Origin of the sequence: Halobellus clavatus, assembly GCF_900107195.1 — an archaeon.
In the GTDB taxonomy this organism is placed as follows: domain Archaea; phylum Halobacteriota; class Halobacteria; order Halobacteriales; family Haloferacaceae; genus Haloquadratum; species Haloquadratum clavatum.
Window position 1 is genome coordinate 303,025 of the sequence record NZ_FNPB01000002.1, and the last position, 22,148, is coordinate 325,172.

General features: G+C 67.8%; 24 protein-coding genes and 3 pseudogenes. 15 read left to right on the plus strand and 12 right to left on the minus strand.

Features of this window, described 5'->3' with window-relative positions; translation table 11 throughout:
- Positions 1 to 16 precede the first annotated feature (16 nt).
- From BLU74_RS04930 to BLU74_RS04960, 7 genes are read right to left on the minus strand one after another with little or no spacing between them, the layout of a single operon-like run.
- Complete coding sequence (locus tag BLU74_RS04930; RefSeq protein WP_089765804.1) at positions 17 to 721, minus strand: urease accessory protein UreF; 705 nt, start codon at positions 719 to 721, stop codon at positions 17 to 19.
- Positions 718 to 1,419 carry an urease accessory protein UreE gene (locus BLU74_RS04935; RefSeq protein WP_089765806.1) on the minus strand — a complete coding sequence of 234 codons (702 nt, stop codon included), beginning with the start codon at positions 1,417 to 1,419 and terminating at the stop codon, positions 718 to 720. Before BLU74_RS04935 ends, BLU74_RS04930 begins: the two co-directional genes overlap by 4 nt.
- Positions 1,419 to 2,465: an urease accessory protein UreD gene (locus BLU74_RS04940; protein WP_089765808.1), complete on the minus strand. Its 1,047-nt coding sequence runs from the start codon at positions 2,463 to 2,465 to the stop codon at positions 1,419 to 1,421. Before BLU74_RS04940 ends, BLU74_RS04935 begins: the two co-directional genes overlap by 1 nt.
- Positions 2,466 to 3,089, minus strand: a complete 624-nt coding sequence (gene ureG, locus BLU74_RS04945) for an urease accessory protein UreG (RefSeq protein WP_089765810.1) — start codon at positions 3,087 to 3,089, stop codon at positions 2,466 to 2,468. It lies immediately after the preceding gene.
- Complete coding sequence (locus BLU74_RS04950; RefSeq protein ID WP_089765812.1) at positions 3,086 to 3,454, minus strand: urease subunit gamma; 369 nt, start codon at positions 3,452 to 3,454, stop codon at positions 3,086 to 3,088. Before BLU74_RS04950 ends, ureG begins: the two co-directional genes overlap by 4 nt.
- A 19-nt stretch (positions 3,455 to 3,473) precedes the next feature.
- A complete protein-coding gene (ureC, locus tag BLU74_RS04955) occupies positions 3,474 to 5,180 on the minus strand; it encodes an urease subunit alpha (RefSeq protein WP_089765814.1) in 1,707 nt (568 codons plus the stop codon).
- Entirely contained in the window at positions 5,177 to 5,569 is a 393-nt protein-coding gene (locus BLU74_RS04960; RefSeq protein WP_089765816.1) for an urease subunit beta, read from the minus strand. Before BLU74_RS04960 ends, ureC begins: the two co-directional genes overlap by 4 nt.
- A gap of 355 nt (positions 5,570 to 5,924) precedes the next feature.
- Between BLU74_RS04960 and BLU74_RS04965 the strand changes: the two genes are divergently transcribed.
- A complete protein-coding gene (locus tag BLU74_RS04965; protein ID WP_089765818.1) occupies positions 5,925 to 6,659 on the plus strand; it encodes a HoxN/HupN/NixA family nickel/cobalt transporter in 735 nt (244 codons plus the stop codon).
- Positions 6,660 to 6,791: 132 nt separating this feature from the next.
- On the plus strand, positions 6,792 to 7,061 hold the full coding sequence (locus tag BLU74_RS04970) for a DUF7553 family protein (protein WP_089765821.1): 270 nt from the start codon (positions 6,792 to 6,794) through the stop codon (positions 7,059 to 7,061).
- Between the two features lie 128 nt (positions 7,062 to 7,189).
- Here BLU74_RS04970 and BLU74_RS04975 read toward each other — a convergent pair whose 3' ends face one another.
- A complete protein-coding gene (locus BLU74_RS04975; protein WP_089765823.1) occupies positions 7,190 to 7,801 on the minus strand; it encodes a transcription antitermination protein in 612 nt (203 codons plus the stop codon).
- Positions 7,802 to 7,965: 164 nt separating this feature from the next.
- Between BLU74_RS04975 and BLU74_RS04980 the strand changes: the two genes are divergently transcribed.
- The 3 genes from BLU74_RS04980 to rpiA all read left to right on the plus strand — a co-directional run bounded on the left by BLU74_RS04980 (position 7,966) and on the right by rpiA (position 10,295).
- Positions 7,966 to 8,298: a hypothetical protein gene (locus BLU74_RS04980; RefSeq protein WP_089765825.1), complete on the plus strand. Its 333-nt coding sequence runs from the start codon at positions 7,966 to 7,968 to the stop codon at positions 8,296 to 8,298.
- Between the two features lie 109 nt (positions 8,299 to 8,407).
- Positions 8,408 to 9,532: an ORC1-type DNA replication protein gene (locus BLU74_RS04985; protein WP_089765827.1), complete on the plus strand. Its 1,125-nt coding sequence runs from the start codon at positions 8,408 to 8,410 to the stop codon at positions 9,530 to 9,532.
- Between the two features lie 70 nt (positions 9,533 to 9,602).
- On the plus strand, positions 9,603 to 10,295 hold the full coding sequence (gene rpiA, locus BLU74_RS04990) for a ribose-5-phosphate isomerase RpiA (RefSeq protein WP_089765829.1): 693 nt from the start codon (positions 9,603 to 9,605) through the stop codon (positions 10,293 to 10,295).
- Positions 10,296 to 10,365: 70 nt separating this feature from the next.
- Here the strand turns inward: rpiA and BLU74_RS04995 are convergent, their stop codons facing one another.
- Positions 10,366 to 10,533 carry a DUF1931 family protein gene (locus BLU74_RS04995; RefSeq protein WP_089765831.1) on the minus strand — a complete coding sequence of 56 codons (168 nt, stop codon included), beginning with the start codon at positions 10,531 to 10,533 and terminating at the stop codon, positions 10,366 to 10,368.
- 259 nt (positions 10,534 to 10,792) lie between these two features.
- On the opposite strand from BLU74_RS04995, the gene larB reads away from it, so the two are divergent.
- The 4 genes from larB to BLU74_RS05010 all read left to right on the plus strand — a co-directional run bounded on the left by larB (position 10,793) and on the right by BLU74_RS05010 (position 13,260).
- The gene (larB, locus tag BLU74_RS05000; RefSeq protein ID WP_089765833.1) at positions 10,793 to 11,569 is read left to right on the plus strand and encodes a nickel pincer cofactor biosynthesis protein LarB; all 777 of its coding nucleotides are present in this window, start codon (positions 10,793 to 10,795) and stop codon (positions 11,567 to 11,569) included.
- Positions 11,570 to 11,738: 169 nt separating this feature from the next.
- Positions 11,739 to 11,888, plus strand: coding sequence for a DUF7563 family protein (locus BLU74_RS19665; protein WP_449271654.1), 150 nt, complete (start codon positions 11,739 to 11,741; stop codon positions 11,886 to 11,888).
- A 209-nt stretch (positions 11,889 to 12,097) separates the two neighbouring features.
- Positions 12,098 to 12,994, plus strand: coding sequence for a 5'/3'-nucleotidase SurE (gene surE / locus BLU74_RS05005; RefSeq protein ID WP_089765836.1), 897 nt, complete (start codon positions 12,098 to 12,100; stop codon positions 12,992 to 12,994).
- 14 nt (positions 12,995 to 13,008) lie between these two features.
- A complete protein-coding gene (locus tag BLU74_RS05010; protein ID WP_089765838.1) occupies positions 13,009 to 13,260 on the plus strand; it encodes a GIY-YIG nuclease family protein in 252 nt (83 codons plus the stop codon).
- Positions 13,261 to 13,380: 120 nt separating this feature from the next.
- Here the strand turns inward: BLU74_RS05010 and BLU74_RS05015 are convergent, their stop codons facing one another.
- Complete coding sequence (locus BLU74_RS05015; RefSeq protein WP_089765840.1) at positions 13,381 to 13,920, minus strand: NADPH-dependent FMN reductase; 540 nt, start codon at positions 13,918 to 13,920, stop codon at positions 13,381 to 13,383.
- Between the two features lie 78 nt (positions 13,921 to 13,998).
- Here BLU74_RS05015 and BLU74_RS05020 point away from each other — a divergent pair, with 78 nt between their 5' ends.
- Positions 13,999 to 15,372 carry a phosphoglucomutase/phosphomannomutase family protein gene (locus BLU74_RS05020; RefSeq protein WP_089765842.1) on the plus strand — a complete coding sequence of 458 codons (1,374 nt, stop codon included), beginning with the start codon at positions 13,999 to 14,001 and terminating at the stop codon, positions 15,370 to 15,372.
- A gap of 16 nt (positions 15,373 to 15,388) precedes the next feature.
- Here the strand turns inward: BLU74_RS05020 and BLU74_RS05025 are convergent, their stop codons facing one another.
- Positions 15,389 to 15,922 (minus strand): GNAT family N-acetyltransferase, encoded by a 534-nt coding sequence (locus BLU74_RS05025; RefSeq protein WP_245705730.1) that lies wholly within the window; start codon positions 15,920 to 15,922, stop codon positions 15,389 to 15,391.
- A gap of 1 nt (position 15,923) precedes the next feature.
- Positions 15,924 to 16,130, minus strand: coding sequence for a ubiquitin-like small modifier protein SAMP2 (samp2, locus tag BLU74_RS05030; RefSeq protein WP_089765844.1), 207 nt, complete (start codon positions 16,128 to 16,130; stop codon positions 15,924 to 15,926).
- Positions 16,131 to 16,252: 122 nt separating this feature from the next.
- On the opposite strand from samp2, the pseudogene BLU74_RS19260 reads away from it, so the two are divergent.
- From BLU74_RS19260 to BLU74_RS05045, 5 genes and pseudogenes are all read left to right on the plus strand, one after another.
- Positions 16,253 to 16,621, plus strand: a pseudogene (locus tag BLU74_RS19260) (AAA family ATPase); the annotation flags it as partial.
- A 60-nt stretch (positions 16,622 to 16,681) separates the two neighbouring features.
- Positions 16,682 to 17,923 (plus strand): annotated as a pseudogene (locus BLU74_RS05035) (replication factor C small subunit); the annotation flags it as partial.
- Positions 17,924 to 17,926: 3 nt separating this feature from the next.
- Positions 17,927 to 18,538, plus strand: a pseudogene (locus tag BLU74_RS19540) (replication factor C small subunit); the annotation flags it as partial.
- A gap of 101 nt (positions 18,539 to 18,639) precedes the next feature.
- Positions 18,640 to 21,408: an alanine--tRNA ligase gene (alaS, locus tag BLU74_RS05040; protein WP_089765846.1), complete on the plus strand. Its 2,769-nt coding sequence runs from the start codon at positions 18,640 to 18,642 to the stop codon at positions 21,406 to 21,408.
- Between the two features lie 78 nt (positions 21,409 to 21,486).
- A complete protein-coding gene (locus BLU74_RS05045; protein ID WP_089765849.1) occupies positions 21,487 to 22,074 on the plus strand; it encodes a DUF7504 family protein in 588 nt (195 codons plus the stop codon).
- The last annotated feature ends 74 nt before the right edge of the window (positions 22,075 to 22,148 follow it).

Genomic DNA, 22,148 nt, shown 5'->3' on the forward strand with positions numbered 1-22,148 from the left:
GCCGCCGAGCGCGAGCTCAACTCAGGAACAACCGCCGGTCGGCGCGCTCGTGCTCGGCCGACAGGACGTCCACCAGCGGCGCGAACGGCTCCATCTCGTCGAGCGAGCGGTCGGAACTGCCGTCGACCGCCGCCGTCATCACCGGTCGGAGTTCGTCCAACACGCGCTGGAGGTCGGTGTGGCTGATCCCGATCAGCCGCTGGGTCGCTTGGAGGAGTGCGGTCACGAACTCGTGGCACGCCAGCAGGCAGGCCTCCCGAACCGGGACCCCTTCTCGGGCCGAAACGGCGCCGAGCACCGCGGCGTAGTTCCCCGGGACACCCGCCGCCGTTTCGTCCTCAGCGACCCGCTCGGCGTAGGCGTCGAGCAGGGTGTCGTCGCCGAGCTCCGTCTGGAGCGACAGGAGCCGCTCGCCGGTCCGCTCGCTCGACTCACGGAACTCGGCGGCCATCGTCGTCGCCGTCAGCCGACGATCGGCCGCGACGACGCGGTCGAGATCCCTGTCGTCGGCGGCCGTGTGGGCGTGTCTGAGCGCCACGAGGTCCGCCGGGCCGAACTGTCGGCGGAGATACGACTCGACCAGTTCGGCGAGTTCGTCGGCGTCGGTCACGCGGTCGGCCGCCGCGAACTGCTCGACTGCGTAGGAGACGCTGTCGGTGCCGACCGGAAGCGCCGAGTCGGCGAGTCGGAACGCTGCGAGGCGTGCTTCGGGGTCACTCATCGGTCGCCCCTCGGCGTCGACGCCTCGTGTGAATCGGCCTCATGAGAGTCGGACTCGTGGGAGTCGGACTCGTGGGAGTCGACCTCGTAGGTGTGAGTCCCCTCATCGTGACCGTGTGAGTGATCCCCGCCCTCGTGGGCGTGGGTCTCACCACCGTGACTGTGCGAGTGGGCCCCGGTATCGTGAGAGTGCCCGTGCGTGTGCCCGGCCCCCGAGTGTGCGTGCTCTCCCTGTTCCCTGCTGTCATCGTCGAATAACGCGGGCGAGACGGTGTCGTACGCGAGCGTCGCGTCCTCGGGAAGGAGCGGCCGGATCTCGGATTCCATCCGATCGCGGTCCTCGCTGACCGGGAAGTACGCCCGCCCTCCGTCGATCGCGAGGTCCCAGTGTCGGTTGCCTGCGGCGTGACCGAGTGCCAACGCCGCCGTGAGTTCCTCCGGTGACGCATCGCCGAGATCGACCACGAGCGCGGTCTTGGACGCGAGGGAGACGATCACCGGTCGGCCCCCCTCGGTGGCGATGACGTCGCCGTCGGCGAGCGTCTCGCCGACGACGATCCCCAGGTCGGTGCCGTCGTCCGTCTCGGTCCGCACGCGCGACCGCCGGCGCTCCTCGTCGGTCAGCGTCACCGCGAGCGCGCCCGCCGGATCCGGGCGCACGTCGTCGCGGTGGCCCAGGTAGGTGTCGGCCAGCAGCATCAGTTCTTCCTCCGTGGGGGAGCCTCGGCCCCGATGAGTTCGGTTCTGGCCGTCGACCACGCGGCCCGGAGCGACCGCGTGACGCCGTCCGCGCGGTCGCCCAGGGCACGGACGAGGACGCCCGCGTCGTTCGGGAGGGCCGTCGCCCCGGCGGCGACCGTGTCCGTCGCGTCGTCATCGGATTCGCCGCCCGGCGCCTCGACGGCCGCGGCGTGCAGGGCGTCGGCGAACGCCGACAGCGTCGGCCGGCCTGCGTCGCCGTCGAGGTCGGGTGCGAGGACGTACAACGTGCCGTAGACGTCGTACTCGTCGAGGACGCCCGGCGCTGACGGGTCGCGCTCGGCGGGACACAGGTGCGCGTCGTCCGCGACGAGGAGGCGGTCGCCGCGGAGCGCCCGGAGGCTGGCGGCGAAGCGGTCGAACGCGAAGCGCTCGCCACGGGCCAGGCGTCCGGGGACGACGACGTCGCCGACGATCGCGCTGGCTCCCGGTGCCAACTCGACGGCGAGCCGCTGACAGTAGCGCGCGTCGGCGTGGAGGATGAGCGGTTCGGGCACGTACTCCAGGTGGCCGCCGGCCTCGACGTGGAGATCGATGTCGACGCCGCCGTAGTTCTGGTCCATCGAGAGCACCTTCGTGGAACTGCTCGTCGAGACGTGTGCGACGGCACCCTCACGGACGCGAACGGCGACGTCGTGGCGGTCGCCCTGCGCGATTCCGCCGGAGGGCGACTGCACGTACACGGTTTCGCCCGTCGGGTGCGGGTCGTGGCCGAGCGTGCCGGACACGTGAAACGGGACTCGGGCGTAGTCGCGGACGAGTCGCGTCGTGCCGTCGGCGATGGCGAAGGAGAGATCCAACTCGCCGGTCTTTCCCGGGGCGCCGACGCCGACCGACGGGACGACTTCGCCTTCGTAGCGCTCGAACGCCGGATGGAGCGCGCCGTCGCGAGTGGAGTCGTCAGTCTCCTGACCGCCTCGATTCGAGGGGTCGTCGTCCGGTCCGCCGCCGTCGGCTGCGTCCTCCGGTGTCGTTTCGGCGGCCATCTACGCGAACAACACTCCCTCGCGGACGTGTTCGAGGACGTCCCCGACGCCCGCGCCAGTCTTGCAGTTCGTCGCCACGAACGGGCCGTCACGGACGGTCTCGGCGTCCCGTTTCATCGCGTCCAGGTCCGCGCCGACGTGCGGCGCGAGGTCGGTCTTGTTGATGACCAGGAGGTCGCACTCGACGACGCCCGGACCGCGCTTGCGCGGGATGTCCTCGCCCTCGGCGACGCTGATGACGTACAGCGAGTAGTCCGCGAGTTCGGGGTTGAACGTCGCCGCGAGGTTGTCGCCGCCGCTCTCGACGAGGACGAGATCCAGTTCCGGGTGGGCGTCCAGGAAGTCGTCGACCTGCGCGAGGTTCATCGAGGGATCCTCGCGGATGCCCGTGTGCGGGCACGCGCCGGTCTCGACGCCGGCGACCAGGTCCTCGGGGACGATCCCCTCGAAGCGCTCTCTGAGCGCGTCGGCGTCCGCCTGCGTGAGGATGTCGTTGGCGATGACGCCGACGTCGAGACCGGCCTCGCGGAGCTTCGGGACCATCTCAGTCACGAGCGAGGTCTTGCCCGAACCGACCGGGCCCCCGATCCCGACCGTCGCGACGTCCCGGTGGGTGAGACTCACGCGTCCTCACCTCCGTCGGCCGCCGGCGTTCCGCCGTCTGCACTCGGATTGCGGGCGGTCTCGGACCGGATCGGGTCGTGAACGGTCACGAGCTTCGTCCCGTCGGGGAAGACGGGCTCGACCTGGATCCGGTCGATCATCGAGGGGACGCCGTCCATCACGTCGTCCTGCCCCAGGAGTTGTGTCGCCTCGGCGCGGATCTCCGCGACCGTCCAGCCCTCCCGCGCCCGCTCGAACATCCAATCGGAGATGTACGCGACCGTCTCGGGGTGGTTCAACACGACGCCGCGCTCCTTGCGGCGTCGCGCGAGCTCTGCGACCATGAATACCGTCAGCCGTTCCTCGTCTTTGGGTGTCAGATTCATTCTCTGTCGGAGCGCTCACTCAGAGCATATACCGCTGGGTGAGCGGGAGTTCCTCGGCCGGTTCGCAGGTGACGACCTCGCCGTCGACGCGCACCTCGAACGTCTCGGGGTCGATCTCGATCTCGTCGGGGCAGTAGTCGTTGTAGTGCATCGACGACTTCTCGACGGTCCGGGTCCCGGAGATCGGGACGACCTCCGTGTGCAGATCGTAGTCGTCGCCGACGCCGGCCTCCGCGGCCGCCGGACTCACGAACGCGAGGGTGTTCTCCTGGACCGCCGAGCCCATCGCCCCCGCGCGCGGCCGCTGTTTGATCGGCTCGCACGTCATCAGCGAGCCGTTCGCCTCGCCCATCTCCGAGTAGGCGGGGAAGCCGCCCTTGAACGTGATCTCGGGCTTGATGCCGAAGGACGCGGGATCCCAGACGACCAGATCGGCCAGCTTGCCGGGCTCGAGGCTGCCGACGTAGTCGTCGATGCCAGCGGAGATCGCGGGGTTGATCGTGTACTTCGCGAGATAGCGCTTGATCCGGTGGTTGTCGGCGTCGGTCCCCTCGTCCTCGGGGAGCGGGCCGCGCTGACTCTTCATCTTCGAGGCCATCTGCCAGGTCCGACAGATCAGTTCGGCCATCCGGCCCATCGCCTGGGAGTCGGTGGTCATCATCGAGATCGCACCCTCGTCGTGGAGGACGTCCTCGGCGGCGATGGTCTCCGCGCGGATCCGCGACTCCGCGAACGCGACGTCCTCGGGGACGTCGGGACTCAGGTGGTGACACACCATCACCATATCCAGGTGCTCGTCGAACGTGTTCACCGTGTACGGGATCGAGGGGTTCGTCGAGGAGGGGAGGACGTTCGAGTCGCCGATCGCGGCCATAATGTCGGGGGCGTGCCCGCCGCCGGCCCCCTCGATGTGGAACAGGTGAATCGTCCGACCGTCGATCGCGCCCTGGGTGTTTTCGAGGAAGCCCGCTTCGTTGAGCGTGTCGGTATGCATACACACCTGGACGTCCTCCTCGTCGGCGACCGAGAGCGCCGTGTCGATAGCTTTCGGCGTCGAACCCCAGTCCTCGTGGAGTTTGAGGCCGCACGCGCCGGCTTCGAGTTGCTCGCGGAGCGGCCCCGGCCGCGAGGCGTTGCCTTTCGCGTAGAAGCCCACGTTCACCGGCCACTCCTCGGCGGCCCGGAGGAACTGTTCGATGTTCCGCGGCCCCGGCGTGCAGGTGGTCGCGCCGCCGCCGTAGCCGCCGCCGAGCATCGTCGTGATCCCGGACGCCAGCGCGTGTTCGACCAGCTGTCCGGAGTTGAAGTGGACGTGGATGTCCAGCCCGCCGGGGGTGACGATCTTGCCCTCCGCGGGGTAGGCGTCGGTGCCGGGACCGACGACCATATCGACGCCGTCCATCGTCTCCGGATTGCCGGCCTTCCCGATACCGGCGATCTCGCCGTCGCGAATCCCGACGTCGGCGGCGACGACGCCCGCGACGGGGTCGAGGACGATCGCGTTCGTGAGGACCCAATCGAGCGCACCCTCCTCGTTCGTGACGCCGGGGGCCTGTCCCTGGCCGTCACGCAGGGTCTTGCCCCCGCCGAAGACAGCCTCGTCGCCGGGCGTCCGGAGGTCGCGCTCGACTTCGAGGAACAGTTCCGTGTCGCCGAGGCGGACGTGCCCGCCCGTCGTCGGTCCGTACAGTTCGGCGTAGTCGGCGCGGTCGACGTCCCGCGTCACGATTCCTCGCTCCCCGTGTCGCCGAAGCCGGCCTCTCGGGCCCGCTCGACGGCCTCGTCGACGCCCTCCGCGACGGTGCCGTCGACGAGGTCGTTCATCCCGACCGCGCGGCGCTTGCCGCCGATCTCGACCAGTTCGACCGTCGTCCTGTCGCCCGGTTCGAACCGCTTGGCCGTCCCCGCGGGGACGTTCAACCGCTTGCCGAACGCGGCCCGGCGGTCGAACTCGAGTGCCGCGTTGGCCTCGAAGAAGTGAAAGTGCGACCCGACCTGCACCGGCCGGTCGCCGGTGTTCGCCACGTCGACGGTCGTCGTCTCCCGTCCATCGTTGATCGTGACGGTCCCCTCGCCGGGGTGGACCGCCCCCGGCGTGACGCCGTCGTCAGTCACGACGTCTCACCCGCCGACGACGGACTCGATCGAACCGTTCCGTTCGCGCGTGTCTCATCGCCCGGCTGTTGTTCGCTATTTAATAAATATACGCGTTTAGATGAAAAAATCGCACCGATAGCCGCAAACAGTAAAACAAATAGAAAATATATGATCGGATGAAAGCAGATCGTCGAGGTGTCGTGGTTGAAGTGAAGAAAAAGTTGACAGATGTGTCCTTCGACGCGAACTGCAGCGGTGTTCGGTGAATATTGCGACTCCGGAAACCTATTTTGTCGTGATTCGACGAGAAATTGGTGATGACATCGACCAGTGGGTTTGGTGGCGGACTGTCCGAGCGGGAAGTGACGCGCGGATGAGCGGGGCCGTCTACGGGGCGATGGCGACCGCCGCGGTCCTCGGGGCGACGCACGCAATCGAGCCCGATCACGTCGCGGGAATCTCCTCGCTCACGAGCCGGTACGGCGACTCTCGACTGTCGGCGCTGGTCGGCGCGTGCTTCAGTCTCGGCCACGTCGTCCTCGTCGTCTGCTGGCTCGGCCTCGGCTATCTCCTCTTGGGCCGTACGTCGTTCCCGGCGATCCTGAACACGGTCGGGACGGTCGGGGTCGTCGTCCTGCTCGGTGCGCTCGGATGCGCGACTGTCTGGAGTGGTGTCCGCTCGCTCCGTCACCAGTACGGTCGCGAACACGACCACGGGGCTCACGACCACGGTGACGCCCACAGCCACTTTCATCGCCACGGCGGCCTCTTGGGACACACCCACACGCACGCGAACGGCGACCACGATCACGGCGTCCGCACGTACCTTCGGACCGGCGTCGTCGGTGCACTCTTCACCCTCTCGCCGCCGATGTCGATGATACTCTTCGCGTCGACGCTCCTCCCGACACACGGGGTCGACGTCGTCGCCGCGTCGGTCGGCGCGTACGCGGTCGCCATCGTCGGGACGATGAGCCTCGTCGGCGCGGGCGTCGGTTCGCTCTTCGGACTCGTCAGTATCGACGCGCGCACGGCCGGCACCGCGCGGACCGTCACCGGCGTCCTGATCGTCGGCGTCGCGGCCTGGGTCGGACTCGGTCTGGCCTGACGCCGTCAGCCGCCTCGGTAGGTCGTTTCGGCCGTCTCGGCCGTCTCGATCGGCTCCGCACGCGGCCCGCAGCCGACGACCGGTTCGATCGGTGCTGAAAAATTCATATCCCTCCGCCGGAAACCGTCGACTATGACCCGAGAACTGCTTCGAGAAGCGAGCGGGCGACTCAAGGACGCGGCGGAGGCCGCGAGCGGTGACGCGCAGGAACGCATCTACGACCAGTCCGACGCGCTGGCGTCGCTCGCAGCACGCGATCGCGACCCGGACCACGGACGCCTCGCACGTCACACCAACACACTGGAAGAACTGGCCGACGAGACTGAGGGCACGGCTCACGAGGCGATCGTCGAGGCCAAAGAGAAGATCTCGACGTTCCGTGAGGGCGTCGAGGGCGTCTGAGTTCGTCCGCGTCCGGCCGCTCCCTGTCGAGACTCAGCGCGCAGACGCCGCCCCGGCGTTTCGGCTGGAGATTGTGATACGTTCACAGGGACTTCCCGCGGCGCTCGGCCGCCGGCGGACTCGGCCACTCAACAGACGTTCTTCGGTTTGATGCCCATCGACTGCAACGTCTCGACGTAGTCGTCGTAGGCGGCCTCGATCACCGCGTCGCCGGCGTCGCGGGCGGCGTGCCAGTCGTCGTCCTCGCCGGTCGCATCCAGCACCTCCACGACTTGATCGCGCTCGGCCTCCAGCGCCGAGCGGAGTCCGCGGAAGTCCTCGGCGGCCATCGGATCCGCGTCGCCGACGAAGAAGCCCACCATCTGCCCGACGTACTCGAGCGACACCAGATACCGGCCGAGCAGTCCTCCGGGTCGGGCCGACGTCGACTCCAGTCCGGCGAGGCTGTCGTACAGGTCCGGGGACGCCCCGAGCGACGGATCGTCGCTCACGTCGTCGGCGTGTGTCCGGGCCGCCGCCGCGAGGTCCTCGTAGAGCGACGCCGCGTCGCCGTCGGCGTCTTCGATCCAGTCTTCGAGGACCGACGCGAGCGCCAGCGCGTCGGTCGCGGCCGCGGCGCGGACGCTGTCGCCGTCCATCTCGCCCGCGGTGAGCGCGTACATCGCCTTCGAGGAACCCAGCCTGGAGAAGGCCGTCTCGTGATCGTCGCGCAGTTCGGCTTCGAGATCGGTCCCGTCCATACTCGGACATCGCCGGCGATCCGCTTGTAGCCATCGACAGGCGACCGCGGGCGAGTCACCTGTTGGGGTCGACCGAGACCGGCCGTCCCATCGCACGGGCCCTCACCGATCGCCGCTGTCGAGTCGCTATCAACGCTTTTGCCGACGCTGGGCGACCGTCCGGTATGGTCCCCGATCCCGACTCCACCGGTGCCCCCGCTCCGGACGCGACGGATGAACCGCGAGGAAACGATCGCTTGCCGGACGACGTCGACCCCGAGTCCCTGTACGATCTCGTCTACCGCGCGACCCGCGATGCGCTCTGGGACGTCCTGGGGACCGCGACGCTCCTCCTGTTTTATCTCCTGCTCGCAGCGATTGCGCTCTCTGTCGCCGTCGGCGGACTCGGTCCGCTGCTCCGCGGGTCGGCGTCGCCGTCGGCGCTCGGTATCGGGCTCCTCGCGGCCGGCGTCGGACTGTTCGCGCTCTTCCGGGTGTACCGACTCGCCACGGAGTGATTCCGGCATCGGATACCGGCCGACCGCGCCGACCCCGGCGGACGCGCCGTTCGCCGCAATACCGGCCCCTGGGGAACGGTTAAGTAGATTCCTGGCAGTGGTTCAAGCGATGAGGGACGACCCCGAGGAGGGGATGCTCTCGTGGGACGAGACGGTCTTCCGCGACGAACACGTCTTCGAGATCGACTACGTCCCCGAGACGTTCGAGCACCGCGAGAGCCAGCTCGAGAGTCTGAAGTACGCGCTCCGTCCGGCCGTCCGGGGCTCGCGCCCGCTGAACACGATGGTTCGCGGCCCGCCCGGGACCGGCAAGACCACCGCGGTCCAGAAGCTCTTCGGCGAACTCGGTGTGCAAAGCGGCGTCCAGACCGTCCGCGTGAACTGCCAGGTCGACTCGACGCGGTACGCGGTGTTCTCGCGGATCTTCGAGCACATCTTCGAGTACGAGCCGCCCTCCTCGGGCATCTCGTTCAAGAAACTGTTCAGCCAGATCACCGACCGCCTCGTCGAGGAGGACGAGGTCCTCGCGGTCGCGCTCGACGACGTGAACTACCTCTTCTACGAGAACGAGGCGTCGGACACGCTTTACTCGCTCCTCAGAGCCCACGAGGCCCACTCGGGGGCCCGCATCGGCGTCCTCGTCGTCTCCTCGGACCTGGCGCTCGACGCCATCGACGAACTCGACGGGCGGGTCCAGAGCGTCTTCCGGCCCGAGGAGGTGTACTTCCCGGTCTACGACGTCGACGAGATCGTCGACATCCTCCGCGAGCGGGTCCGGCGGGGGTTCCACGAGGGCGTCGTCGGCGCGCCTGAACTCGATCGCGTGGCCGAACTCACCGCCGAGAGCGGCGACCTCCGGGTGGGGATCGATCTCCTCCGCCGCGCCGGCCTCCACGCGGAGATGCGCGCCAGCCGAACCGTCTCGGTCGAGGACGTCGAGGCGGCCTACGAGAAGTCGAAGTACGTCCACCTCTCGCGGCAACTCCGGGGGCTCTCGGACCGCGAGCGCGACCTCGTTCGCGTCATCGCCGAGCACGACGGCGACCAGGCCGGTGCGGTCTACGACGCCTTCCACGAGGAGACCGACCTCGGCTACACCCGCTACTCGGAGATCGTGAACAAACTCGATCAACTCGGCGTCGTCGACGCCACCTACGCGGACGTCGAGGGCCGCGGCCGCTCGCGGTCGCTGTCGCTCGCGTACGAGCCAGAGGCGGTCCTCGAACGGCTGTAGGGACGCGCGGTATCCCCGGCCGAACTGCCGGAGCGGAACTTTTGTGCGTGCCCGTGCTGACTCGCCGGGTATGAAGACGACCGGCGGCAGCGACGAGCAGAAACGACGCGCAGGCGAACGTGCCGCCGAGGCGGTCGAAGACGGCGACGTGGTCGGCCTCGGAACCGGGAGCACCGCCGCCTATGCCATCCGCGCGCTCGGTCGGGCAGTCGACGACGGTCTCGACGTGGTGGGGATCCCGACGTCGTTCGACTCGCGACAGCTGGCACGGGAGGTCGGCGTTCCGGTGCGTTCGCTGGAGGCGATCGAGGGCATCGACCTCGCGATCGACGGCGCGGACCAGTTCGACTCCCAACTGGCAGCGATCAAAGGCGGTGGTGCCGCTCACGCCCGCGAGAAAGTCGTCGCCGCCGCCGCCGACCGCCTCGTTCTCGTCGTCGACCCCTCGAAGTCCGCCGCGACGCTCACCCGGTCGGTTCCGCTCGAAGTCCTGCCCGACGCCCGTCCCGCCGTCGAACGGGACGTCGCCGACCTCGGCGGCGCGTCGACGCTGCGCCGCGCCGAGCGCAAAGACGGTCCAGTCGTCACCGACAACGGGAACCTCGTTCTCGACTGCGATTTCGGGCCCATCGACGACCCCGGTCGGCTCGCGTCGTCGCTGGCGTCGGTCCCGGGCGTCGTCGAGCACGGACTGTTCGTCGGGCTCGCCGACGCGGCGTACGTCGGCACCGACGACGGCGTCGAGGTTCGAACGCGGGACTGACCCCTCACGACGGCGATAGCGTCGGCTCGTCGGCGTGCGGTCGCAAAAAAACGGTGTTAGTGCGCCGGAATTACAGGTCGCGCGGCTGGACCGTCTTGCGGTCGTTCTCTTCAGCGCGGCGGGCTGCGTCTTCGAGCAGTTCTTCGACTTCGTCGTCGAGCGCGTCGTAGAAGTCAGAAGCGACGTTCTTCTCCTGGAGCGCTTCCTTGACGGCTGCCTTGACAATAAGGTCTGCCATACACGTCCTCCTATATCGGCACTATATAAAAAGATTTTCCAAATCGCCCGCGTCTCCGTCCGTGGCCGTCGTCTGTGGCGTTTCCTATGGGAATAATTTATATACCCGGGGGCCGCATTGGCAGGACTATCCAAATCACCGCCGCCAGACGGTTACACCGCCGCGAACCGGGAGTCGTGTCGACTGGTCCGGTCCGAGGGACCGCCCCGCGCTGGCCGCGAAGCGACAGACTCGTCTCTACCGCCCCCCGAACGGTGCTATGCGCGACGTACTCGACGCAGTCGCCGACGGCGAACTCTCGCCGGCGGCGGCCGAAGCACGGCTCGCAGGCTACGTTACGACCGGTGCCGGACGGTTCGACGCGGCCCGCGAGTCCCGCCGCGGCGCTCCCGAGGGCATCCTGGCCACTGGCAAGACGCCGGCGGAGGTGGCAGTGCTCGCGACGGCCGCCCTCGAATCGACCGGGCGCGCCCTCGTCACCCGTGTGTCCGATACCGACGTCGACGCAGTCGTCGAGGCTGTCGCAGCAGACGTCGACGCCGCGGTCGAGTGCAATCACGACGAGCGGGCGCGGACGCTCCTCGCACAGACAGCTGATCACGACCCGCCCGAACTCGACGCGACCGTCGGGGTCGTCACCGGCGGAACGGCCGACGGGGCCGTCGCCGGCGAGGCGACGGCGGTCCTCGACGCGATAGGTGCGACCGTCGAGCGCGTCGACGACGTCGGGGTCGCCCATCTCGGTCGCGTCCTCGACCACCTCGAACGCCTCCGCGCCGCCGACGTTTTGATCGTCGCTGCGGGGCGGGAGGGCGCGCTCCCGACCGTCGTGGCCGGCCTCGTCGACACGCCCGTTATCGGCGTCCCGGTCTCCTCCGGCTACGGCCACGGCGGCGACGGCGAGGCGGCGCTCGCGGGGATGCTCCAGTCGTGTACGGTGCTCTCGGTCGTCAACGTCGACGCGGGGTTCATCGCCGGCACGCAGGCGGGGCTGATCGCCCGCGCCGTCAGCGACGCTCGCTCGGGGGGCGAGTGACGCGCCCGTCGACGGCTCAGTCGGTCTCATCGCCCAAATCGGCGGACAAACGTTCGATTATCGGCCGCTTTTCTGGGCGAATTGGGGGTCCGCGCGCGTGCGCGGGAAGCCATATATGTGGTACGCTCGTAGAGAAGGTACCGGCAAATGGTGGCTGCCGGAAACACGCATGCCAAGTTGTGACCATTGCGGGTCACACGTCTCCGACCGTTTCGCACGCGTGTTCGCCGACGAGCACGGGCGACTGCTCGCCTGTCCCAACTGCTCGGCGAACGCGGGAATCGCGGAGGTCGCACGACAGCGGACCCGCACAGCGTGACCACTGAAGCGGATCTAGACCACCACGCGAAGCCGTGTTCCGATGTTTGAGGTCGGGCGGGTGAACCGCCGTCCGACCGCTTCAATTCCACAGCCACGAGAGCGGCCGCACTGGTCGTTCGAGCGCGGCCGTCTCGACGCCCCGGCAGGACCCGCACCGACTGCCCGAGACCGGAAGGGCTACCTGAACTCTCGGCGAACCGTTGCGCTATGAGCGACCCTCTGTCTCCGACGATTCTCTTGACCAACGACGACGGCATCGACGCGCCGGGGCTCGCGACGCTCCGTACCGAACTCACCGCGCTCGGTGACGTCACGGTCGTCGCGCCCGCCGCGAACCAGAGCGGTGTCGGCCGCACGCGGAGCCACGCGGCGGTCATCCGTGACCACCCCTGGGGGCACGCGCTCGCGGGAACCCCGGCGGACTGCGTCGCGTACGGACTCCGCGGGCTGGACACCGAGTTCGACGTCGTCGTCTCCGGGGTGAACAACGGCCCCAACGCGGGCAACTACGTCGTCGGCCGCTCTGGCACGGTCGGGGCGGGCATCGAGGCGGCGTTCCTCGGCACGCCGGCGCTCGCCATCTCGGGGTATCACTCGACCGATTTCTTCCTCTCGCCGCCCGAGGAGTACGACTTCGCCCGTCCCGCGCGGATCGCCCGACGGCTCGTCGCCCGCGCGCTCGACGCCGGCGTCTACGACGACGTCGACCTCCTCAACGTCAACGCGCCCGTCGACGCCTCCTCCCCGCCGGTGATCCTCACCGAACCGTATCACGACTACGAGCAGGACGTCGAAGAGGTCGGCCCCGACGGCGTCGGCGACGATGGCGCGCTCGCTGCGGACATGGAACTCGACGGCGTCGGCCCCGAGGATCTCGGACCCGACGATCGCATCGTCCGGTTGAAAGACCAGACGTGGCCCGGCGTCGTCGGCTGGGAGAGTCCCTTCCCGCCGACGGACGAACACCGCGATCGCTATCCGGTCGGGACGGACCGTCGCGCGATGGTCGACGCCGCGGTCAGCGTCTCGCCGCTCGCCGTGACTCACGCGTCGCCCGACAGCGCGGCGCTCGCTGACGTCGTCGAGACCATCAGCGTCGAGTGACCCGGAGGACCGCGATGGGTGACGCTCACTTCGTCTACGTGCTCGAGTGCGCCGACGGCACGTTCTACACCGGCTACACCACCGACGTCGAGCGGCGCGTCGACGAGCACAACGCCGGCGAGGGCGCGAAGTACACCCGCGGCCGGACGCCCGTCGAACTCGTTCACGTCGAGTCGTTCGACTCGAAATCGGCGGCGATGTCCCGCGAGTACGAAATCAAGCAACACTCCCGCGCGACCAAAGAGCGACTCGTCGGCCGGGAGTGACCGCTTCGCCTCGGAGACAACCGAATACGTCTGTTCGTCGCCGATTCGTCGCTGACTCGTCAGGGCTCCCGGGCGGTTCCACACGGCTTGGGGTCTCACCTCGGGATTTTACGCCGCTCCTCACGCCTCGGGGTGCAACCGCCGCGCCTCCGCGACGACGGCTTCGCTCAGTTCTCCGAGTCGGCGTCGGATGCCGTCGTCGGTGAGCCTGTCGCCGTCGTACTTACTCGACGCGTTCCGGACGCCGACCTGTTCGGGCACCGTGTGGCCGTAGACGCCGCGGACTGTACTCCGGAGGTGGTCCAGGGTCGGGCCGTAGGAACCGCCGCCAGCGGTGACGACGAGCCCGACGGCGGTGTCCCGGTAGTCGTCCTTCGAGCAGTAGTCGTGGAAGTTTCGGAACGTCGAGGAGTACGAGCCGTGGTAGACGGGCGATCCGATCAGGACCGCCTCCGCCTCCCGGACCCGTGTCCGGAGGGCCGCGGAGTCGCCCTGCTCGTCCCTGCCGGGGTGATACAGCGGCAAGTCGACCGCGCTGAGGTCGAGGAGATCGGTCTCGACGCCCGGTTCGGCGGCGACGGCGTCGAGGGCGACCTGGAGGGACTTGCGGGTGTAGCTCCGTTCGCGGCGGCTTCCGTTGACGGCGACGACGGTGAGCATTGTGCGTATTCACCTCCCGAGGGCGAAAAGCACGACGCCGCGCCGCACCTTTTTGTTCGATGACGAACACCCAGCGGTATGGACGCGATCTCTTTCGGCACGGACGGGTGGCGCGCGACGCTCGACGTTTTCACCGACGACCGGGTGCGGGTCGTCGGGCAGGCGGTGGCGGACTACCTCCGCGACGAGGGCCACGACGCGCCCGTACTCGTCGGTTACGACGCGCGCCCCAGTTCCGAGGGGTTTGCCGATTCGCTGGCGGACGTTCTCACGGGGAACGGATTCGACGTCCTCCTCCCTCAGCGCGACTGCCCCACCCCGCTCGTGGCGCACGCGATCGTCGATCGCGGACTCGCCGGCGCGCTGATGATCACGGCGTCGCACAACCCGGCGGAGTACAACGGCGTGAAGTTCATCCCGGCCGACGGCGCGCCAGCGCTCCCCGAGGTGACCGACGCCGTCGCGGACCGGCTCGCCGAACCCGAGCGGCTCTCGCAGGCCGAACGCGGCACCGTCCGGCGGGTCGACCTCGTGACGCCACACGCGGAACACGTCCGCGAGTTGATCGACGCGGACCTCTCGGGGCTGACAGTGGTCCACGACGCGATGCACGGATCCGGCCGAGGCGTCACCGACGACCTGCTCCGCTCGGCGGGCGCGGACGTGGTGTGCATCCGCGACGACCGCGATCCCGAGTTCGGCGGGACGCCGCCGGAACCCAGCGGCGAGAACCTCGGACCGCTAGTCAGCGCCGTCGACAGGCACGACGCCGACCTGGGCGTCGCCAACGACGGCGACTCCGACCGCGTCGCGTTCGTCACGCCCGAGCGCGGGCACCTCGACGAGAACCTCTTCTTCGCGGCGGCCTACGACTACCTCCTCGAATCCGACTCGGGGCCCGCGATCCGAACCGTCTCGACGACGTTCCTGATCGACCGGATCGCCGAGGCCCACGGCGAGGAGGTCTTCGAGACGGCGGTCGGCTTCAAGTGGGTCGCCGAGGGGATGGCCGAACACGACGCCCTGATCGGCGGCGAGGAGTCAGGCGGGTTCTCGATCCGCGGACACGTCCGCGAGAAGGACGGCGTTCTGATGGGACTCCTCGGCGCGGCCGCGGCGGCCGCCGAACCGATGGACGAGCGGGTCGACCGGCTGCTCGAAGCCCACGGAGACATCGTCGCGGACAAGATCAGCCTCGAGTGCCCCGCCTCCGAGAAGGAACGCGTCATCGAGGAGCTCGACGGCGCGCTCCCGGATCAGATCGCCGATCGTGAAATCGCCGAGATCGTCACGCTCGACGGATTCAAGCTGCTCTTAGAGGACGGCTCGTGGCTCCTCGTTCGCCCCTCCGGCACCGAACCGGCGATGCGCGTCTACGCCGAGGCCGCGAGTCAGGAGCGGGCCGACGCACTGCTCTCGGCCGGTCGAGACCTCGTCGCCCCGCTGATCTGAGCCGCCGGCTCCCGGTTCACTCTCGGACGCCCAGCTGGCGGCTGTCGTCCCCGTCTGTCTCTCGGATCTCGAATCCAAGTGCCTCGTAGAAGGGCCGCACCTGCGACGGAAACCGCACGACGAGCGCCCCGTCGGCGCGCTCGGCGGCCGTTTCGACGAGGTCGCGGCCGATCCCGCGCCCACGTCGCGATCGGTGGACTGCAAGCTGTTCGATCTCCGTCGCGTCGTCGATACCGGCGGCGTTCTCGTCAGTGCCGGTCCCGCCGCCTCTGGCCACCTCGTCGTCGTCGACCACACCGTCGCCGTTGGCCACACCGCCGCCGTCGATCGTCGCTTCGACGGCCGCGTCGCCGAGCACACAGACGCCGACGACTCGCCTGTCGCTCGGTTCGGTGGGCTCCGCCTCCCCGTCGACGACTGCGACGAGCGCGCGTCCGGCGTCGATGCGCCCGCGCACTCGCTCGCGATCGAATTCGAGCATCGCTGCGTCGAGTAGCCGGCAGGCGGCGTCGGCGTCGTCACCGGTCGCTTCGCGGATGCTCGTGGTCACGCTACCTCGTGCCGCCTTTGATCAGTCTGAGCACGCGAACGCGATCGACCGCCACGGGCTGATCCTCCGGCACGGGGGAGTCGTCGACGAGGACCGACACCTCGTGCGGGGAGTAGCCGACCGCACGGACGACGTCGGCGTAGGTCCCGTCGTCGTCGATCACCACCTCGTCCTCGCCCTCGCCAACGATCTCGACGGTCACGCGCATACGCCCCCTTCTCGCGTCGTGGGCTTGCGCGTTTCGCTCCCGCAGTCGGCCACGCTGGACTCGGCCCACGGTCCCGATCGAAACGCGGGTGGTTTATGATCCGCCGGCCCCGTCTCACCCGTATGAGCGAGGCCGACGCGCCCGCGGATGCCCCGACCGGCCGCGAGATCTGGATCGAGAAGTTCCGGCCCGAGCGCCTGGCGGACATCCACGGGCAGGAGGAGATCGTCGATCGACTGCAGTCGTACGTCGATCGTGACGACCTGCCGCACCTCCTGTTTTCAGGCCCGGCCGGGATCGGAAAGACCACTGCCGCCACCGCCATCGCCCGCGAACTGTACGGCGACGACTGGCAGGAGAACTTCCTCGAACTCAACGCCTCCGACGAGCGCGGGATCGACGTCGTTCGGGACCGAATCAAGAACTTCGCGCGCTCGTCGTTCGGCGGTCACGATTACCGCATTATCTTCCTCGACGAGGCGGACTCGCTGTGTGTCCCTCCCGGAACGGACGTCGTCACCGGTTACCCGTCGTCTCCGGAAGTAAAACCGATCGAGGAGGTAAGCGACGACGGCGAGCCGATCCCGTCTGTCGACTTCGAGACAAACGAGATCCAGTCCGACAAAGGCAAACTCGTCGACTCCGGCGTCGCCGACTTCTTTGCGGTCGAACTCGCCGACGGCCGAACGATCACCGCGAGCCTCTCCCACCCCTTCTTCACCGTCGGTGAGGACGGCAGACTGGTCGAGACCGAACTCCGAGACTTGTCGCCCGGTGACGAGATTGCAGATTTCACAGACGAGGTAGGCGTATCACGATGCGAAGTCTGTGGTGACTGGACTGCGGGGCGGTTCTGTTCTCTCGACTGCAAGAACGAGGGACACAGCCGGGAGATGCGGGGTTCGGGGAACCCGATGTACGGCGTCGAGTGGTCAGACGAGCGGCGGGAGAAAATCGTCGAAAAACTCGCAGACGGGCGGTTCGCGGGCGAGAACAATCCGAACTACGGAGGCGATTTCCACGGTATCAACGTCTGGGAGATGGACGAAGAGACCGTCGAGCGCGTTCGAGAACTGATCAGTGAGATGCGTTCAGGCACTTCGTGGGAAGAGTGGGTCGTCGATGCCGATTCCGAAGACGTCAAAAAGCGAATTGGCGAGGCCACCGCAGAGTGGTGGGATAGCCTAAACGATGCGGAGAGAGCCCGAATCATTGAAAAGAGCGTCGAGAACTGTGATTATCCGGTCTGCGACATTACCGGTGACAACAACCCGATGCGTGATCCCGAGGTGGCACAAAAGGTCTCGGAGGCACTGAAAGGCCACGAACCAACCGGAGGAAACGTCAGATTCAGCGACGAACTGGGGCACCTCGTCAGATCCGATTGGGAGTACGAAGTCGCAAAGGCACTACAAGACGCCGATGTCGACTACGAGTACGAACCCGAATTCGAACTGTCCGACTCGGTGTTACACCCCGACTTCCTCGTCGGCGATACGGTGATCGAGGTCAAAGGAGTCGCCGAACTGTGGGGACAGACGGAGAAAGTCAAGGAGTTCTTACAGATCTACGGGGACGAATACACGTTCGTCGTCGTCGGCGACGGGGACCTCCCACATCACGAGCATTACGAGCGGGCGGAGTTCGACCCCGCACGCGTCTCCGATGGTGGTCTCGCAACGGTCGAGACGGCGGAAATTCGCCAGATCGACTACAGTCACCGCGGGAAAGCATACAACATCTCTATGGAGGGAACGCCGAACTTTATGCTCGCCAACGGCGTCCTGACTCACAACACCGACGACGCCCAGTCAGCACTCCGCCGGACGATGGAGCAGTTCTCCGACAACACCCGGTTCGTGCTCTCGTGTAACTACTCCTCTGAGATCATCGACCCGATCCAGTCGCGGTGTGCGGTCTTCCGCTTCTCGCCGCTCTCGGACGACGCCGTCCGGACCCAGATCGAAGAGATCGCCGAGAGCGAGGGGATCGAGGTCACAGAGGACGGCCTCGACGCCCTCGTGTACGCGGCTGACGGCGATATGCGCCGCGCGATCAACTCCCTGCAGGCGGCGGCCACGACCGGCGAGGTCGTCGACGAGGAGGCGGTGTACCTGATTACCTCTACAGCCAGACCCGAAGAGATCGAGGAGATGGTTCACGCGGCGATTGACGGCGACTTCACGAGCGCCCGGGCCAAACTGGAGACGCTGCTCGTCGACACCGGGATGGCCGGTGGCGACATCATCGACCAACTGCACCGTTCGGCGTGGGATTTCGACCTCGACGAGCGGACCACCGTTCGCCTGATGGAGCGGATCGGCGAGGCGGACTACCGGATCACCGCCGGCGCGAACGAGCAGGTCCAACTGGAGGCGCTCTTGGCGTCGCTGGCAGCCGAAGAGTAGGCGGTATCGGACGCTAATCAGTCGTTAAACGCTCTCCTGCGGCCGTCCGGCTCTCCCGCACCCGGAACTGTTTTACCCGGCCGTTGGCCAACACGAGGGTAATGAGTGAACTCGAAGCAGCGTATCGCCTCGACTACTTCGAGGAGGAGGGCTTCCACCGGAAGCAGTGTCCGGTGACGGGCGTCCACTTCTGGACGCGCGACCCCGACCGCGAGACGTGCGGGGAGCCGCCCGCAGACGACTACTCCTTCATCGATAACCCCGGCTTCGACGAGGAGTACTCCCTCTCGGAGATGCGCGAGGAGTTCCTCTCGTTCTTCGAAGAGCACGGACACGAGCGAATCGATCCGTACCCGGTCGCCGCCAACCGCTGGCGGGACGACGTCCTCCTGACGCAGGCGTCGATCTACGACTTCCAGCCGCTCGTCACGAGCGGGCAGACTCCGCCGCCGGCGAACCCCCTCACGATCTCCCAGCCCTGCATCCGGATGCAGGACATCGACAACGTGGGCAAGACCGGCCGACACACGATGGCCTTCGAGATGATGGCCCACCACGCGTTCAACGCCCGCGAGGAGGCCGAAGACGAGTACGCCTACGAGGGCGAGGTGTACTGGAAAGACGAGACCGTCGAACTCTGCGATCAGTTCTTCGAGCATATGGGGGCCGACCTCGAGGAGATCACCTACATCGAGGACCCGTGGGTCGGCGGCGGCAACGCCGGTCCCGCGTTCGAGGTTCTGTATCGGGGTGCGGAACTGGCCACGCTCGTCTTTATGTCGATGGAGCAGGACGAGGACGGCGACTACGAGATGAAAGACGGCAACCGGTACTCGCCGATGGACACCTACATCGTCGACACCGGCTACGGCCTCGAACGCTGGACGTGGGTTTCGCAGGGAACGCCGACGGTCTACGAGGCCGTCTACCCCGACGCCATCGAGTTCTTGAAGGACAACGCCGGCATCTCGCTCACCGACGAGGAGGAAGAACTCGTCCACCGCGCGGCGAAGCTCTCGGGCTACCTCGACATCGACGAGGTGGACGACCTGACGGCCGCACGCGCGGACGTCGCGGCCGAACTCGGCGTCGACGCCGAGGCACTCACCGAACTCCTCGAACCCCTCGAGACGATCTACGCTATCGCCGATCACTGCCGGACGCTGGCGTATATGTTCGGCGACGAGATCGTGCCCTCGAACGTCGGCACGGGCTACCTCGCGCGGATGGTACTCCGGCGCACCAAGCGCCTCGTCGACGACGTCGGCGTGGATGCGCCGCTCGACGAACTCGTCGACATGCAGGCCGAACGCCTCGGCTACGAGAACCGCGACACGATCCGCGACATCGTCCGGACCGAGGAGCGCAAGTACAGAGAGACGCTCGAACGCGGCCGACGGAAGGTCGAGAACCTCGCGGCCGACTATGCGAACAAGGACGAGCCGATCCCCGTCGAGGAACTCATCGAACTGTACGACTCCCACGGGATCCAGCCGGAGATGGTCGCAGAGATCGCCGCAGACCGCGGTGCCGACGTCGACGTCCCCGACGACTTCTACTCGCTCGTGGCGGATCGCCACGGCGGCGAGGGCGCTTCCCGTGAGGCCATCGAGCGCGAGGAGCGCATCGCCGACCTGCCGGAGACGGAGAAACTCTACTACGACGACCAGGAGCGCACGGAGTTCGAGGCGGTCGTGTTGGACGTCATCGAACGCGAAGACGGGTACGACGTCGTCCTCGATCAGACGATGTTCTACCCGGAGGGCGGGGGACAGCCCGCAGACCACGGGACGCTCGCGACCGACGACACGACCGTCCAGGTCACGGACGTCCAGAGCCGCGACGGCGTCATCCTCCACCGGGCCGACGACAACCCCGGCAAGGGCGAGTTTGTCCGCGGGCAGCTCGACGTGGAGCGTCGGTGGCGGCTGATGCGTCACCACACTGCGACGCACGTGATCGGCGACGCCGCCCGGCAGGTCCTCGGAGACCACGTCCGGCAGGCCGGCGCACAGAAGGGAACCGACAGCGCGCGGCTCGACGTCTCCCACTACGAGCGCATCTCCCGCGAGGAGGCCAAGCGGATCGAGGCGGTCGCAAACGACGTCGTGCGGCGGAACCTCCCGGTCAAACAGCACTGGCCGGATCGACACGAGGCCGAAGAACAGCACGGCTTCGACCTCTATCAGGGCGGCATTCCGCCGGGGCAGAACATCCGCACGATCACCGTCGGCGACGACGTCCAGGCCTGCGGCGGTACCCACGTGAGTCGCACCGGCGACATCGGCGCGATCAAGATTCAGTCCACCGAGCCGGTCCAAGACGGCGTCGAACGGATCACCTTCGCCGCGGGTGACGCCGCCATCGAGACCACTCAGGCTACCGAGGATGCACTTTATTCTGCCGCCGACGTCCTCGACGTGAACCCCGAGGACGTCCCCGAGACGGCCGAGCGGTTCTTCACCGAGTGGAAGGAGCGCGGCAAGACGATCGACCGACTGAAGAACGAACTCGCCGAGGCGCGTGCTGCGGCGGACGAGGAGACCGTCGACGTCGACGGCACGCCCGCAGTGGTCCGCCGACTCGACGGCGACGCCGACGAACTCCGCGCGACCGCGAACGCGCTCGTCGAAGCGGGCAAGGTCGCCGTCCTCGGTTCGGGTGCGGGCGAGAGCGCTCAGTTCGTGGTCGGCGTCCCGGACGACGCCGGGATCAACGCCGGTGAGGTGGTCGGCCGCCTCGCGGCGAAAGTCGGCGGAGGCGGCGGCGGGCCGCCGGACTTCGCCCAGGGCGGCGGCCCCGACGTCGACGCCCTCGACGACGCGATCGAGTCGGCACCCGAGGTGCTTCGCGCCGTCCAGAGCGCCTGAAAAACCGGGGATCCGTCGGAGCCGGCGGAACAGTCGCCCGACGCAAGACTTATCGATAGCTGTTAGAGATTTAACACTGTGTCCTCCCAAGCGCAAGCAATAGCGCAACTCGATGACGCCCCTTCGGTCCTCGTCCTCCGCCCGCAGGCCGCAGTGTCGTCCGACGCTCCGTGCAAGCGTCACTTACTCGCGGGGCCGGAGCAAATCGAGATACTCGGCGTCGACTTCTCGACGCCGCCCCCGGTGTGGTACGACGACTGGTGTACGCTCCTCGACGGGGAGCCGGCGGACGCTGCAGTCATCACGACCGCCGATCTCGCCGAATTCGGGGGCGCGGACCGAGAGGCCCCCTACGACGTCGAAACCGTCGGTTCCCCATCGAACCTCACAGGCGTCGGAGTCAAATCGACGCCGTACCTGAGCGATTGGGACAACCCGTCTGTCGTCGTCGAATCGCTGACCGTCCTGCTGCAGTACGCCGATCCGCAGTCCGTCTACCGGTTCCTCCACGTCCTGACGAGTCGCCTCGCCGCGACCGATGCGAGAGGACAGTTCTACCTCGATCCCCTCGCGCAGGACGAGCAGACCGTGGAACTGCTTACCACCCTGTTCGACGCAGTCGTCGAGTACGACGAGGAGTGGACCGTCCGAACCCGGCACGACTGACCGCCCCGATTTCGCTCGCGCCCGGGTCCCGCTGGCTTCGAGACGACTAAACCTGCTCGCCGGGAAGTCCGCCT

Bases quoted from the DNA above. Each gene is read 5' to 3' on its own strand.
- BLU74_RS19665 (WP_449271654.1), top strand. From the start codon at position 11,739: ATGCCAAGTTGTGACCATTGCGGGTCACACGTCTCCGACCGTTTCGCA.
- larB (WP_089765833.1), top strand. From the start codon at position 10,793: ATGCGCGACGTACTCGACGCAGTCGCCGACGGCGAACTCTCGCCGGCG.
- BLU74_RS04975 (WP_089765823.1), bottom strand. From the start codon at position 7,801: ATGGACGGGACCGATCTCGAAGCCGAACTGCGCGACGATCACGAGACG.
- BLU74_RS04980 (WP_089765825.1), top strand. From the start codon at position 7,966: ATGGTCCCCGATCCCGACTCCACCGGTGCCCCCGCTCCGGACGCGACG.
- BLU74_RS04935 (WP_089765806.1), bottom strand. From the start codon at position 1,419: ATGCTGCTGGCCGACACCTACCTGGGCCACCGCGACGACGTGCGCCCG.
- BLU74_RS04950 (WP_089765812.1), bottom strand. From the start codon at position 3,454: ATGAATCTGACACCCAAAGACGAGGAACGGCTGACGGTATTCATGGTC.
- BLU74_RS05020 (WP_089765842.1), top strand. From the start codon at position 13,999: ATGGACGCGATCTCTTTCGGCACGGACGGGTGGCGCGCGACGCTCGAC.
- BLU74_RS04985 (WP_089765827.1), top strand. From the start codon at position 8,408: ATGAGGGACGACCCCGAGGAGGGGATGCTCTCGTGGGACGAGACGGTC.
- BLU74_RS04965 (WP_089765818.1), top strand. From the start codon at position 5,925: ATGAGCGGGGCCGTCTACGGGGCGATGGCGACCGCCGCGGTCCTCGGG.
- surE (WP_089765836.1), top strand. From the start codon at position 12,098: ATGAGCGACCCTCTGTCTCCGACGATTCTCTTGACCAACGACGACGGC.
- BLU74_RS05015 (WP_089765840.1), bottom strand. From the start codon at position 13,920: ATGCTCACCGTCGTCGCCGTCAACGGAAGCCGCCGCGAACGGAGCTAC.
- BLU74_RS05010 (WP_089765838.1), top strand. From the start codon at position 13,009: ATGGGTGACGCTCACTTCGTCTACGTGCTCGAGTGCGCCGACGGCACG.
- BLU74_RS04940 (WP_089765808.1), bottom strand. From the start codon at position 2,465: ATGGCCGCCGAAACGACACCGGAGGACGCAGCCGACGGCGGCGGACCG.
- rpiA (WP_089765829.1), top strand. From the start codon at position 9,603: ATGAAGACGACCGGCGGCAGCGACGAGCAGAAACGACGCGCAGGCGAA.
- samp2 (WP_089765844.1), bottom strand. From the start codon at position 16,130: ATGCGCGTGACCGTCGAGATCGTTGGCGAGGGCGAGGACGAGGTGGTG.
- BLU74_RS04970 (WP_089765821.1), top strand. From the start codon at position 6,792: ATGACCCGAGAACTGCTTCGAGAAGCGAGCGGGCGACTCAAGGACGCG.
- alaS (WP_089765846.1), top strand. From the start codon at position 18,640: ATGAGTGAACTCGAAGCAGCGTATCGCCTCGACTACTTCGAGGAGGAG.
- BLU74_RS04930 (WP_089765804.1), bottom strand. From the start codon at position 721: ATGAGTGACCCCGAAGCACGCCTCGCAGCGTTCCGACTCGCCGACTCG.
- BLU74_RS04995 (WP_089765831.1), bottom strand. From the start codon at position 10,533: ATGGCAGACCTTATTGTCAAGGCAGCCGTCAAGGAAGCGCTCCAGGAG.